This is a genomic window from Kribbella sp. NPDC050124, assembly GCF_044460355.1.
Classification (GTDB): Bacteria; Actinomycetota; Actinomycetes; order Propionibacteriales; family Kribbellaceae; genus Kribbella.
The window spans coordinates 50,646-63,564 of sequence record NZ_JBITJU010000036.1; the positions used below are offsets into that span (position 1 = coordinate 50,646).

14 protein-coding genes are annotated in these 12,919 nt (G+C 68.6%); 5 read left to right on the forward strand and 9 right to left on the reverse strand.

Features of this window, described 5'->3' with window-relative positions:
• Positions 1-8 precede the first annotated feature (8 nt).
• Entirely contained in the window at positions 9-245 is a 237-nt protein-coding gene (locus ACIBL3_RS43550) for an SCO4848 family membrane protein (RefSeq protein ID WP_396359895.1), read from the forward strand.
• Here ACIBL3_RS43550 and ACIBL3_RS43555 read toward each other — a convergent pair.
• Entirely contained in the window at positions 217-1,008 is a 792-nt protein-coding gene (locus tag ACIBL3_RS43555) for an AraC family transcriptional regulator (RefSeq protein ID WP_396359896.1), read from the reverse strand. The two genes, ACIBL3_RS43550 and ACIBL3_RS43555, sit on opposite strands and share 29 nt — an antisense overlap.
• Positions 1,009-1,032: 24 nt before the next feature.
• Here ACIBL3_RS43555 and ACIBL3_RS43560 point away from each other — a divergent pair, with 24 nt between their 5' ends.
• Positions 1,033-1,863, forward strand: a complete 831-nt coding sequence (locus tag ACIBL3_RS43560; protein ID WP_396359897.1) for a M55 family metallopeptidase — start codon at positions 1,033-1,035, stop codon at positions 1,861-1,863.
• Between the two features lie 912 nt (positions 1,864-2,775).
• Positions 2,776-3,198 carry a DUF2000 family protein gene (locus ACIBL3_RS43565; protein WP_396359898.1) on the forward strand — a complete coding sequence of 141 codons (423 nt, stop codon included), beginning with the start codon at positions 2,776-2,778 and terminating at the stop codon, positions 3,196-3,198.
• On the opposite strand, the gene ACIBL3_RS43570 is transcribed toward ACIBL3_RS43565, so the two are convergent.
• The 4 genes from ACIBL3_RS43570 to ACIBL3_RS43585 are packed head-to-tail and all read right to left on the reverse strand — an operon-like array spanning position 3,173 to position 6,884.
• Positions 3,173-4,429 carry an NAD(P)/FAD-dependent oxidoreductase gene (locus ACIBL3_RS43570; protein WP_396359899.1) on the reverse strand — a complete coding sequence of 419 codons (1,257 nt, stop codon included), beginning with the start codon at positions 4,427-4,429 and terminating at the stop codon, positions 3,173-3,175. The two genes, ACIBL3_RS43565 and ACIBL3_RS43570, sit on opposite strands and share 26 nt — an antisense overlap.
• 8 nt (positions 4,430-4,437) lie before the next feature.
• Positions 4,438-5,208, reverse strand: coding sequence for an amino acid ABC transporter ATP-binding protein (locus ACIBL3_RS43575; RefSeq protein ID WP_396359900.1), 771 nt, complete (start codon positions 5,206-5,208; stop codon positions 4,438-4,440).
• On the reverse strand, positions 5,205-5,942 hold the full coding sequence (locus tag ACIBL3_RS43580) for an amino acid ABC transporter permease (protein WP_396359901.1): 738 nt from the start codon (positions 5,940-5,942) through the stop codon (positions 5,205-5,207). Before ACIBL3_RS43580 ends, ACIBL3_RS43575 begins: the two co-directional genes overlap by 4 nt.
• A 9-nt stretch (positions 5,943-5,951) precedes the next feature.
• Positions 5,952-6,884, reverse strand: a complete 933-nt coding sequence (locus ACIBL3_RS43585) for a substrate-binding periplasmic protein (protein WP_396359902.1) — start codon at positions 6,882-6,884, stop codon at positions 5,952-5,954.
• A gap of 124 nt (positions 6,885-7,008) precedes the next feature.
• Here ACIBL3_RS43585 and ACIBL3_RS43590 point away from each other — a divergent pair, with 124 nt between their 5' ends.
• Complete coding sequence (locus ACIBL3_RS43590) at positions 7,009-8,196, forward strand: CdaR family transcriptional regulator (protein WP_396359903.1); 1,188 nt, start codon at positions 7,009-7,011, stop codon at positions 8,194-8,196.
• A 381-nt stretch (positions 8,197-8,577) separates the two neighbouring features.
• Here ACIBL3_RS43590 and ACIBL3_RS43595 read toward each other — a convergent pair whose 3' ends face one another.
• From ACIBL3_RS43595 to sdhC, 4 genes are read right to left on the reverse strand one after another with little or no spacing between them, the layout of a single operon-like run.
• The gene (locus ACIBL3_RS43595) at positions 8,578-9,282 is read right to left on the reverse strand and encodes a succinate dehydrogenase iron-sulfur subunit (RefSeq protein ID WP_132326561.1); all 705 of its coding nucleotides are present in this window, start codon (positions 9,280-9,282) and stop codon (positions 8,578-8,580) included.
• A complete protein-coding gene (gene sdhA / locus ACIBL3_RS43600; RefSeq protein WP_396359904.1) occupies positions 9,282-11,024 on the reverse strand; it encodes a succinate dehydrogenase flavoprotein subunit in 1,743 nt (580 codons plus the stop codon). Before sdhA ends, ACIBL3_RS43595 begins: the two co-directional genes overlap by 1 nt.
• A 12-nt stretch (positions 11,025-11,036) precedes the next feature.
• On the reverse strand, positions 11,037-11,495 hold the full coding sequence (locus ACIBL3_RS43605; RefSeq protein WP_396359905.1) for a succinate dehydrogenase hydrophobic membrane anchor subunit: 459 nt from the start codon (positions 11,493-11,495) through the stop codon (positions 11,037-11,039).
• A gap of 1 nt (position 11,496) precedes the next feature.
• Positions 11,497-11,829, reverse strand: coding sequence for a succinate dehydrogenase, cytochrome b556 subunit (gene sdhC, locus ACIBL3_RS43610; RefSeq protein WP_328526863.1), 333 nt, complete (start codon positions 11,827-11,829; stop codon positions 11,497-11,499).
• Between the two features lie 318 nt (positions 11,830-12,147).
• Here sdhC and ACIBL3_RS43615 point away from each other — a divergent pair.
• The coding region (locus ACIBL3_RS43615) for an MBL fold metallo-hydrolase (RefSeq protein WP_396359906.1) at positions 12,148-12,919 on the forward strand (772 nt) is incomplete at its 3' end.

Consider the following 12,919-nt stretch of genomic DNA (forward strand, 5'->3'; position numbering starts at 1 on the left):
ATGACAGCGTGAAACTCGAACGCAAGCACGCTTTCGTCCTGATCGGCATCGCGGTCTGGAACGTGGTGACCTACCTGCGCTTCATCAAGGCGCTGGCCGACACCGAGGGGCGCCCGACCGGGTACTACGTCGCGCACACGATCCTGATCGTCGTGAACCTGCTGATCGCCGGTGTGCTCGGCACCTGGGGCGTCAAGGCGTACAAGGCCTCGAAGGCTAGCGCCGTACAAAACTCGCCGGTGTGACGCCGAGCATCTTCCGGAAGTGCCGGTTGAGGTGTGACTGGTCGTAGAAGCCGGCCAGCGTCGCCACCTCGGCGGGCGGACAGCCGTCGAGCAGATACCGCCGGGCCAGGTCCACGCGCCGCCCGGTCAGATACAGGTGCGGCGGCATCCCGTACTCCCGACTGAACGCCCGCACCAGGTGCGTTGGATGTGCATGCACCAACTTCGCCGCGTCGTCCAGCGTGATCCCGGCCGGCACATGGCCATCCAGTACGTCGCGCAACCGCCTTGCCAGCCCGGGGTCGCGCCGGTCCGGTGGGTCGGCGACGTTCCGCCGGAGGTGCTGGCGCAGGCGCTCCTCGATCAGCGTGAGCCGGCTCTGCGCTTCCAGGTCTTCCTTGCCGTCTCGGAGTACGCCGTGGAGTTGGTGGATGCGGTGTCTTAGGACGGGGTCGACGTACTCGGGCTGGTCGACGGCGGCGCCGATCACGTTGTCCCCCAGGCGATCGGGCTCCAGGTAGAGGACCCGCTTGCGGAAGCCCTCGGGGCGGACCGAGCGGCCGTCGTGCGGGACGTTCGGTGGCAGCAGTGAGACCTGAGCTTGGGCCAGGCCGTGTTCGCGGTGGTCCAGGTCGTACCGTACGGCGCCCTCGTCGACGATCAGGACCGTCCAGGCGTCGTGGGTGTGGCTCGGGTACGCATGCGACGGGAAGTGGGCGTGCAGCACCTCGACGACCCCGCTCAGCGCGGGTCGCCAAGCCCTGACCTCGGCGCCACCGTTCACTCTTCAGAACATACGCTGCCTGCCGTGAAGGTGTATCTGAGTGTGGACATGGAGGGCGTCACCGGGGTGGTCGACGCGGAGGACGTCCAGCCGCCGGGACGTGACTACGAGCGCGGCCGAGTGCTGATGACCGAGGACACGAACGCGGCGATCCGGGGTGCGTACGAGGCGGGCGCGACCGCCGTACTCGTGAACGACGCGCACGGCCCGATGCGCAACCTGTTGCCCGACCTGCTCGACCGGCGCGCCACGCTGATCAAGGGCCGCCCGAAGCCGCTGGGCATGATGGAGGGGCTGACGAGCGAGTACGACGCCGCGCTCTGCATCGGTTACCACGCCCGCGCCGGGGTGCTCGGCGTACTCAGTCACAGCTTCATGGGACACGAGATCGAGGACATCTGGCTCGACGACCAGGTCACCGGCGAGATCGGCCTCTTCCACGCCGCGGCCGCCGCGTACGGCGTACCTGTCGCGATGCTCACCGGCGACGACACCGCCTGCGCCGAAATGACCGCCTTGGACCCGAACGTGGCTGTTGTTCCGGTCAAGTACGCCAAGGACCGCTTCGCCGCCGAACTCGTCCCCGTCCCCGACGCCCAGGCCGCTATCGAGCGAACCGCCGCGTCCGCCCTCGCGTCCCTCCCGCCTCTCCCGCTCAACCGCTCCACCAGCCGCGAACTGACCGTCCGCTGGCAATCCGCCTCAGTCGTCTCCCACCTGACCGCCATCCCAGACGTAACCCGCCGCGACGACCGCACCATCACCGTCCAAGCCGACATGCCCCACCTCTACCGCCTCTTCAACCTCTTCCTCCGCGTAGCCACCGCAGTAACCACCAACCCGCCCTACTGCTGAACGACACCCCAAACGACACCGCCTTCAGCGGCGCCGCGGTGGTTGGTCGCGTGGGCAGGTGTTCGGCGAGTGGACTGTGCTGTGGGGTGAACGACTGCGGTCGGCTCGCGCGAACTGGTGATGGGCGCCGCGGCAACTCCTGCCGCCCCGGCAAACTGCAGGGATAACCACGCGGGTTGTGGGTTCTCTACTCGTATGCGAGTAGAGAACCCACCATTTGAAGGGATATCCGGCTCTTGGGTTGGATGTGTGAGTGATGCGGCGGCGCGTCGGGTCAGCGTGCAGCTCGACAGGTAGTGCACCGCGTCACGCCGTACACTCGCCGACACCCACGCTCAGGTGCACTACCCAGCCCCCGGACACCACCTGTCGAACCGCCCCCTTTGCCCGATGCCGGCCCCAGTGGTGCGACAGTCACCTGGGGGGCTGGGACAGGCGCCGGAGGGGCTGGGACAGTTGCCGGGAGCTGGGCAGCTCCGGGAGTTGGGCAGTCACCGGGGGCTTGGACAAGAAGCCGTGGGCGGGGACCTGTTGTGTCCTGTCCTCACCCACCAGACGGTGTTCAAGCCCCCGCCTTCCCGCCCGCTTTCTGCCCCGGCACCGGCCAGCGTCCGGGCTGACCGGCCGCCCCGGCCAGGATTCGCGCGGGGCCCATCCAGCTCACACCCCACGGCAGACACGGGAGCCGATCGCGGTCCGCGGCCCGCGGCTCCAGGACTGCCGGGGTGCGTCCACCAACCTGCGCGGGGACAGCAGGACTTCTGCGACTCACACATCCGACACAAGAGCCGGACATCCCCTCGAACGTCGGACGGCCGGAGGGCCGGGGAGCCGGGGGCCGGGGGACGGGGAGACGCTAGGAACGTACAAGCCGGGGCGGCTCCGAGGCGGGATGGTGGTGGGGTGGACAGTGTGAGTGAGCCGGTGCGGTTCGAGACGAAGATTGCTGTGGTGCTGCGGGAGGACTTGGCGGCGTGGCAGCGGGTCAATGTGACCGCCTTCCTGGTGAGTGGGATTGCGGGGACTCGTCCGGAGGTGGTGGGGGAGCCGTACGAGGATGCGGATGGGCAGACCTACCTGCCGATGTTTCGGCAGCCGGTGATGGTGTTCGAGGGGGACAAGGAGTTCATGCGGGTGGCGCATGAGCGGGCGGTACGGCGGGGTGTGGAGTGTGCCGTGTTCACCCAGGAACTGTTTGCTACGGGCAATGACCGGGACAATCGGGCCGCGGTGAAGGCGGTGCGGACCGAGGAGCTCGACCTGGTGGGCATCGCCGTGTACGGGCCGAAGAACGCGGTCGACAAGGTCCTCAAGGGCGCGTCCAAGCACCCCTGAGCAAGTAGCGCTCGGGGGCGAAGGGTTTCAGCTCCAGCGGGCGCTCGTCCGACAGGACCAGAGGTACGACGTGGTGCGCGGTGCCCGGCGCCAGAGTGAGGCCGAGCATCCCGTGGCCGGTGGCGACGTACAGGCCGGGGTGGCCGGGGACGGGACCGATCAACGGCAGGCTGTCCGGAGTGGCTGGACGCATGCCGGAGAAAGTTGCCGTCGACAACCCTGGACGCCAGTCGGCGAAGTACGGCCGCGTGCGGTTGAGGACAGTTGTCAGTAGGCGTTCGGCGATGGGGCCGCCCGGGCGGCCGAGGTCCAGCCGTGCGGCCACGCGGACGCCGTCGGCAAACGGCGTGATCGCGATACTCGGCTCGACCAGCTTCACCGCCATCTGCGGAGCGCGACCGGTGCCCGGTGTGGTGATGCTGTAGCCCGTTGCCGCCATCAATGGGAGCCGTACGCCGAGCACAGCCAGCAACTCGGTCGACCACGCACCTGCCGCCACCAGGAGGCGGTCGCAGTCGAAACTCCCCGCACTGGTCTCCACCCGCCAGCCGCCGCCGTCCGGTCCCAGCCTGCTCGCCGTACCGAGCACCAACCGGCCACCCGCGTTCACCAGTTGATCATGCAAGGCGCGCAGTACGTGTTCCGGCCGCACTTGTACCTCGTCGACGGCATGTACGGCGCCAGTCACCGCGGCGCCCAGTGCTGGTTCGCGAGCGCGAGCCGCCGACCCGTCCAGCACCTCGTAGCCGCCCTTGTACCCGGCAGCGGTCGTAGCCTCCGCCAGCTGCGCCACCTCATCCAGACCTGCCTGCGTGACCGCGGCCATCAGCAACCCGGTCTTCCGGAGTTCCAGATCCGCCGTCTCCTGCAACCGGGCGAAATCGTCGACACACCCGGCGCCGAGGTCCAGTACGGCGCGCAGCCCAGCCGCGTACTGCCGAGCCGAGCCACTGCGAACGAACCCGACCAGCCAGCGCAGCAACGTCGACGTGAGCCGGGGAGCCACACTGAACGGCGCCTCCCGACGCAGTGTCTGGCGGGCGGAGTGCAGCAGTACGCCGGGACCGGACAACGGAGCCGACAGCGCCGGCACGACCCACCCGGCCGCAGCAGGCGATGCGAAGCCCGGCTGCGGCCCGGCGTCCAGGACGGTCACGTCCGCACCGGCCCTGGCCAGTTCCACAGCCGACCAGAGACCGATCACGCCGCCGCCGACGACGATGATCCGCATCCCGCTGCCTACTGCCCCGCCGCGTACGACGCGAGGAACGTCCGCGTCCGCAGCTCACGTGGCTTGCCGAGGACCTCGGCCGGCTCGCCCTCCTCGACGATGCGTCCACCGTCGACGAACACGACCCAGTCGGCCACCTCCCGCGCGAAGGGGAGCTCGTGCGTCACCAGCACCATCGTCATCCCGTCGTCGGCCAGTTCACGCATCACTCGGAGCACCTCCGCGGTCGACTCAGGGTCCAGCGACGACGTGGGCTCGTCGAACAGCAGAACGTTGGGCCGCAACGCCAGCGCCCGTGCGATGGCGACTCGTTGCTGCTCGCCGCCCGACATCTGCTCCGGATAGGCGATTCCGCGATGGGCGAGCCCGACCCGCCGGAGCAGCTGGACCGCCCGCTCCAGCGCGTCACGCTCTGGAATCCCGGCCCGCAGCTGCGCGAGCATCACGTTCTCCACCGCGCTCAGGTGCGGGAACAGGTTGAACCGCTGGAACACCATGCCAACCGACTGCCGTAGCTTCGCCAGGTCGCGGCAGTGCATCTCGTCGCCGGCGAAGATCGTCTCGCCGGCTACCTCCAGCAGGCCGTGGTCCGGTCGCTCGAGCAGGTTCAGGCAGCGCAGCAGGGTGGTCTTGCCGCCGCCGCTCTGGCCGATGATCGCGACGATCTTCTTGTGCCGGACGGTCAGGCTCACCCCGTCGAGCACCAGCCGCCCGTCGAACGACTTGCTCAGGTTCTCGATCCGTACGACGACGTCCGGGTGCGCCACGCTGAGCTTCATGACGAGACTCCGTCCTGCGTGGCGAGCAGCGCCCGGGCGGCCGTCAAGCGCCGGCGCCGCCGGGGAGTCAGCGGCACGCCGGCCCGGATCCGCCGCTCGAGCCAGAGCAACCCTTGGGACAGCGGGTAGCACAGCGCGAAGTAGATGGCCGCGATCACCAGGTAGACCTCGAGCGCGCGGAACGTCGCCGACGTGATCAGCCGGCCCTCGGACATCAGTTCGGCCGCTGAGATGGTGACCAGCAACGATGTCGACTTCAGCAGGTCGACCAGCATCGTGTTCGTGCCAGGCAGGGCCGACCGCAGTGCCTGCGGGAAGACGACGTACGCGAAGGTGCTGATCCGGCCGAGGCCGAGCGCCTCGGCCGCCTCCTGCTGGCCGCCGTGGACGCCGGCGATCGCGGACCGGAAGATCTCCGACAGATAGGCCGCGTAGAAGACGATCAGGCTCACGCAGCCGGCGCTGAACACGTCGAGCTTCAGGCCGGCCGAGGCCAGCCCGAAGTAGGTGACGAAGATGATCGCGAGCAGCGGGATGTTCTTGAACACCTCGGTGTAGACCGCGGCCGGCGCCCGGAGCGCACGGTGCTTGCTCACCCGGAGCAGGGCCAGCACCAGGCCGAGTACGGCGGCCCCGGCGAAGCTCGCGATCGTGTAGGCGACGGTCCGGCCGAGTCCGTCGAGCAGGGCCGGTGAGTAGTCCGACCAGGGCACCTCGAAGAGTTGGGTCAGCATCAGGGGTCCTCAGATCGACGGAGGTTGCCAGTCCGCGGGCCGGTCGACACCGCGCCGGGTGGCCGCGATCTCCGGCGCGGGCTTCAGGAACTGCTCGGGCGCGCCGCCGTACTTCTCGATCAGCTTGGTCAGCTCACCGCTGGCGTACATCGCCCGCAGTTGCTCCGAGATCGCCTTCTCCAGCGCGGTCGCCTGCTTGGGCAGGTAGAAGCTGGTCATGTACGGGCGGAAATACTCGTATTGCGGCCGCGCCTTGACTTCCGCATCGGTCGGCGGCGTGAGGTACTGCGTCTCGACCTTGAGCTCCGGTCGTTCCTTCTGCGCGGCCAGGACCAGCAGCGGGTCCAGGAACCCCACGTTGATGCGCCCGGCCCCGAGGTCGTCGAATACCCCGTTGCCGTCCGGGTACGCGTGCAGCTTGGCGCCCGGCACGGCCTGGATCGACTTGACCCAGACATAGCCTTCGACGGTCCCGAGATCCTTGCCCTGCAGGTCGTTCACGGTCTGGTAGTGCTCACCGCTGCGGACGGCCATCGCGGGTGGCGAGTAGTACGGCGGATCGGTGAACAGCCCCTGCTTCTGCCGATCGGCGGTCCAGGCGACACCCCCGATGGTGATGTCGACCCGCCGGGACTGGACACTCGCCAGCATTCCGGCGAAGTCGGTGAGCTCGGGCTTGACGGTCAGCCCGAGCTTCCCGGCCACCGCGTTGAGGATGTCGGCGTCCAGGCCGGCCAGCTTGTCGCCCACCAGCGAGGTGTACGGCGCGTACGGCTGGATGGCGACCTTGAGGACACCGGGCTCGATCGTGCCGAGCGCCGCGGCCGCGTCGGACACCGGTGCCTCGGAGTCGTCACCGCATCCGGTCAGCGTGCTGATCAGCAGTGCGGCGACGGTGAGCAGGGGAGCGACCCGCGACCGGGCCAGGAGAGTCTTCGACATGGCGTGCCTTTCCGTGTCTCACCCCGATTTCTTCAAGGCTAGAGACGTCGTCGGGCCTCGTCATTGGACGTCTGATCCAGGAGTTGATGATCATCAGAGGCCCTCCTTGTACGCTTCGTCCAAGATGCTTTCCGCTCCGCTGGCCCAGCAGATCGCCCGGGAGACCTCCGAGGTGATCGGCTACAACGTGCTCATCACCGACGACCACGGCATCGTGATCGGCAGCGGAGATCCGAGCCGGGTGGGCAGCTTCCACGAGGCGTCGGTCGACGTGCTGGCGTCCCAGCAGGCGGCCTGGCACACCGCGGCCGAGGCACAGCGGCTGCGCGGCGTCAAACCCGGGATGACGCTGCCGATCGTGATCGACGGCGAAGCGGTCGGGACGGTCGGCATCACCGGGTCGCCGCGGCAGGTGCGACGGTTCGGCCTGGTGGTCCGGCGGCAGACCGAGATCCTGCTGCAGGAGTCGGTCGAGCTCCGGTCGCGACTGCTCCGCGAGCGGGCGCTCGAGGAGCTCGTCCGCGACATCGGCTCCTTCGACGCCGACGTCGTCGACCCGGCGTTCCTGGCCGGCCGGGCGAACGAGCTCGGCTTCGACCTCGGCGTTGCCCGCACGGTCGTGATCGTCGAGGTGGACGAGCCGGTGCCGGCCGCCGACGGCGGCAGATCGGACGTCGCCACCCTGCGGCCGGAGCTGCTCCGGACCCTGCGCCAGACCTTCGGCTCGGCCGACCTGGTGGCCGCGATGACCGCCGGGCGGTTCGCCGTACTGCCGGTGCTCGGACGCCGCAGCGGTGGCACCGCCGAGGACCGGCTGCGGTTCGGGCAGGCCGCCGTACGGGCGATCGCGGCCGGGCACGGGTTCGGATCGCGGGCAGGCATCGGCGGAGCCGCGAGGGGGATTGCGGCCTTGCAGGAGGCGTACGCCGACGCCGGTGATGCGCTCCACCTCGGCAAGGGGTGCGCGCCGGGTGAGACGTCGTACGTGATCGACGGCTTGCGTGCGCATCAGGTGCTCGCGGCGGTCGGTCACCGAGCCCGGTCCCGGCTGGTGTCAGTCGTGGCAGGTCCGCTGGCGACCCACCCGGACTGGCCGGAGCTCCGGGCTACCCTGATCGCCTGGTGTGAGAGCGGCTTCAACCTGGTGCGGACCGCCGACACCCTGCACATCCACCGCAACACGTTGATCTACCGCCTGGAGAAGATCGAACGCCTCACCGGCCGCCCTTGGCGCGACCACCGCAGCACCCTCACCATGTACCTGGCTTGCCACGCGTCCCAGCTCGACAGTCCTCAACGCGGCTCGAAGTAGCGCCAGGTGGCCGTCCGGGCAGTTGGCCGGCGTCGCGTCGACGTACAGGCTGCCGCTGTAGTCGGGGTCCTCCCACATCCGCACGTTGCCGGCGGTCGGCGCGCTCTCGGCGGCCGCCGCCGGGGTGATCGCGGCGAACGCCGCCAGTGCCAGTCCACAGACCAGAGTCGCTGCTACCCGCTTGCGGTTCATCTTCGTCTCCCTCGAGTTGGTGGTGCTGCAACACCTCCAGCGAAAGCGCCCCCGCTTTCAGATCACTTTCAGTCAGCTTTCGCAATCCCTCCGTGACGAAGCCGAGACGGAGCCGACGGACGGCCGTCACCCAGGCGACGAAAAGGCCCCTGGACCGGACCGGTCCAGGGGCGTCGGGCTGCCGCGGGGTCAGACGCGCCGGAAGATCAGGGCACGCTTCACTTCCTGGATCGCCTTGGTGACCTCGATACCGCGCGGGCACGCGTCGGTGCAGTTGAAGGTGGTCCGGCAGCGCCAGACGCCCTCCTTGTCGTTCAGGATCTCCAGCCGCTGCTCGGTGCCCTCGTCGCGGCTGTCGAAGATGAACCGGTGCGCGCCGACGATCGCCTGCGGGCCGAAGTACTGGCCGTCGGACCAGAACACCGGGCAGGACGTCGTACAGGCCGCGCACAGGATGCACTTGGTGGTGTCGTCGAACCGGTCCCGGTCGGCCTGCGACTGGATCCGCTCCCGGGTCGGCTCGTGGCCGCTGGTGACCAGGAACGGCATCACCGAGCGGTACGCGTCGAAGAACGGCTCCATGTCGACGACCAGGTCCTTGAGCACCGGCAGGCCCTTGATGGGCTCGACGGTGATCTCCTTCTCCGGGTTCAGGTCCTTGATCAGCGTCTTGCAGGCCAGCCGGTTGCGGCCGTTGATCCGCATCGCGTCGGAGCCGCAGACGCCGTGCGCGCAGGACCGGCGGAAGGTCAGCGTGCCGTCCTGGTCCCACTTGATCTTGTGCAGCGCGTCCAGGACGCGGTCGGTCGGCTGCAGGGTGACGGAGTACGTCTTCCACTCGGCCTCGTCGACGACCTCGGGGTTGTACCGGAGGATCTTGACCTTGACGTCCATCAGTACTTGCGCTCCATCGGCTTGTAGCGGGTCTGTACGACCGGCTTGTAGTCGAGCCGGATGTTGATGTTGCCCTCGGCATCGACCTCGCGGTACGCCATCGTGTGCCGCATGAAGTTGACGTCGTCGCGCTTGTCGTAGTCCTCGCGGAAGTGACCGCCGCGGGACTCCTTGCGTGCGAGCGCGCCCACCACCAGCACCTCGGCCAGGTCGATCAGGAAGCCGAGCTCGACGGCCTCGAGCAGGTCGGTGTTGAACCGCTTGCCCTTGTCCTGCACGGCGACCCGGGCGAACCGCTCCTTCAGCGCCTCGATGTCGACCAGCGCCTGCTTCAGCGAGCCCTCGGTCCGGTACACCTGCGCGTTCAGGTCCATGGTGGCCTGCAGGTCGGCGCGGATCGCGGCCACCCGCTCGTCACCGGTGGCGTTCCGCAGCCCCTCGACCAGGTCGACGACGAACGTCTCCGGGGCGTCCGGCAGCTCCTCGAAGACCGCGGTCTCGGCGTACTCGGCGGCCGCGATGCCGGCCCGGCGGCCGAACACGTTGATGTCGAGCAGCGAGTTCGTGCCCAGCCGGTTCGCGCCGTGCACCGACACGCAGGCGACCTCGCCCGCGGCGTACAGACCGGGGATCACGTCGTCGTTGTTGGCCAGCGCCTCGCCCTTGATGTTGGTCGGGATGCCGCCCATCGCGTAGTGCGCGGTCGGGAACACCGGGATCTGCTCGGTGTACGGCTCCACGCCCAGGTAGGTGCGGGCGAACTCGGTGATGTCCGGCAGTTTCGCGTCGATGTGGGCCGGCTCCAGGTGGGTCAGGTCGAGCATCACGTACGCGCCGTCCGGCCCGCAGCCGCGACCCTCGCGCACCTCGTTCGCCATCGCCCGCGCGACCATGTCCCGCGGCGCCAGGTCCTTGACCGTCGGCGCGTAGCGTTCCATGAACCGCTCGTTGTCCTTGTTCCGCAGGATCCCGCCCTCACCACGGGCGGCCTCCGACAGCAGTACGCCGAGACCCGCCAGGCCGGTCGGGTGGAACTGGAAGAACTCCATGTCCTCCAGCGGCAGGCCCTTGCGCCAGACGATGCCCATCCCGTCGCCGGTCAGCGTGTGCGCGTTGGACGTCGTACGGAAGACCTTGCCGAACCCGCCGGAGGCGAAGATCACCGACTTGGCCGAGAACACGTGCAGCTCGCCGGTGGCCAGCTCGTAGGCGACCACGCCGCTGGCCCGGCCGTCGGTCATCAGCAGGTCGAGGACGTAGAACTCGTTGAAGAACTCCACGTTCTGCTTGATGCACTGCTGGTACAGCGTCTGCAGGATCATGTGGCCGGTGCGGTCGGCCGCGAAGCACGAACGCCGTACGACGGCCTCGCCGTGGTTGCGGGTGTGGCCGCCGAAGAACCGCTGGTCGATCTTGCCCTCGGCGGTCCGGTTGAACGGCAGGCCCATCTTCTCCAGGTCGAGGACCGCGTCGACCGCCTCGCGGCACATCACCTCGGCCGCGTCCTGGTCGACCAGGAAGTCACCACCCTTGACCGTGTCGAAGGTGTGCCACTCCCAGTTGTCCTCCTCGACGTTGGCCAGCGCGGCGCACATGCCGCCCTGGGCCGCGCCGGTGTGCGAGCGGGTCGGGTAGAGCTTGGTGAGCACCGCGGTCCGGGTCCGCTTGCTGGACTCGAGGGCGGCGCGCATACCGGCTCCGCCCGCGCCGACGATGACGACGTCGTACTGATGGCGCTGCATTTTCAGAGATCCTTACTTGCTGCAGACCGACAGCGTGCTGTTCGGGTCGAGGCAGGGGTCGAAGGTGAAGATCACCAGGGTGCCGAGCACGACGATCACGATCGACGCGGTGATCAGCAGGGACTTCAGCCAGAACCGGGTCTGGTCCTTCTCGGCGTAGTCGTTGATGATCGTGCGCAGTCCGTTGGTGCCGTGCAGCATCGCCAGCCACAGCATCAGCAGGTCCCAGACCTGCCACAGCGGGTTGGCCCACTTGCCGGCCACGAAACCGAAGTCCAGCGCGTTGATCCCGTCGCCGAGCATCAGGTTCACGAACAGGTGGCCGAGCACCAGTACGACGAGGGCGAGACCGGACAGCCGCATGAACAGCCAGCTGTACAGCTCGAAGTTGGTCTGCCCGGACCGGTTCCGGCCGCCGCCCTTCAGGTTCCGCGACCGGCTGCTGGACCGGGGTGCCGCGATCTCCGACATCTCAGCCTCCGAAGACGTGGGTGAGGTGACGGATCACGAACGGCACGAACAGCACCACCCAGATCACGCCGACGCCGATCATCAGCTGGCGCTGGTAGCGCGGCCCCTTGGCCCAGAAGTCCACCAGGATCAACCGGATGCCGTTGAAGGCGTGGAACAGGATGGCGGCCACCAGGCCGACCTCGAGCAGGCCGACGATCGGGTTCTTGTAGGTGCCGATGACCTCGTTGTACGCCTCCGGGGAGACCCGGACCAGCGCGGTGTCGAGCACGTGCACCAGCAGGAAGAAGAAGATCCCCACGCCGGTGATGCGGTGCGCGACCCATGACCACATGCCCTCCCGGCCGCGGTACAGCGTGCCGGCTGGTTTGCTGGGCAAACCGATCCTCCGATCGGATCTCGGACCAGAGCCGTGCGGCTGCCGCGACCGGCTCGGCCGGGCGAAAACCAGGCCGGTTCGATGCTAGTCCTGTGATCAGGCTCCAAATGTCCTGACAGGTGTGACATCGCTCTCCAAGTGGCCCAACCGGGCAGCCTCTCAGTGGCCCTCGACGGGTGTGCGCCTGGAGGAGTTGACTTCAACCTGGCTTGACATTCGAGACTGCCGCATCGGCCCGGGATGTCGCCCGGGTCACATCGAGGGGAGAACACGGTGAGTTTCTGGATCTGTGCGACCTGTGCGGTCGAGCACTCCGAGCGGGTCGAGGTCTGCGCGATCTGCGCCGACGAACGCCAGTGGGTGCCGGCCGACGGACAGCACTGGACCACGCTCGAGGAACTGGCCGCCGCCGGGACCACGGTGGCGATCGAGGAGGTGGAACCGCGGCTGTACGGCATCACGTCGAAGCCGCCGACCGGGATCGGCCAGCAGTCGATGCTGGTCCAGACCGACGGGGGGAACCTGCTCTGGGACCCGATCGGGTACGTCGACGACGACGCCGTACGGCGTCTCCGCGAGCTCGGCGAGGTCGTCGGGATCATCGCCAGCCACCCGCACATGTACGGCGTTCAGGTCGAGTGGAGCCATCGGCTGGGCAACGTCCCGGTGTACGTGTCCGAGGCGGACGCCGAGTGGGTCGCGCGGCAGGACCCGGTCATCCAGACCTGGTCGGGCAAGCTCACGCCGCTGCCGGGCCTCACCGTGATCCAGCCCGGCGGCCATTTCCCGGGCAGCGCGATCACCCACTGGGCCGAAGGTGCCGAGGGCAAGGGTGTGGTGCTGTCCGGCGACACCATCTTCGCCAACCCGGACCGCACCTCGGTCAGCTTCATGCGCAGCTACCCGAACCGCATCCCCCTGTCCGGCGCGGTCGTCGACCGGGTAGCCCGCTCCGTCGACGTCTTCGACTACGACCGCCTCTACAACAACTTCGGCTCCGTCATCCCCGTGGACGCCAAACTCGTCGTACGCCGCTCCGCCGACC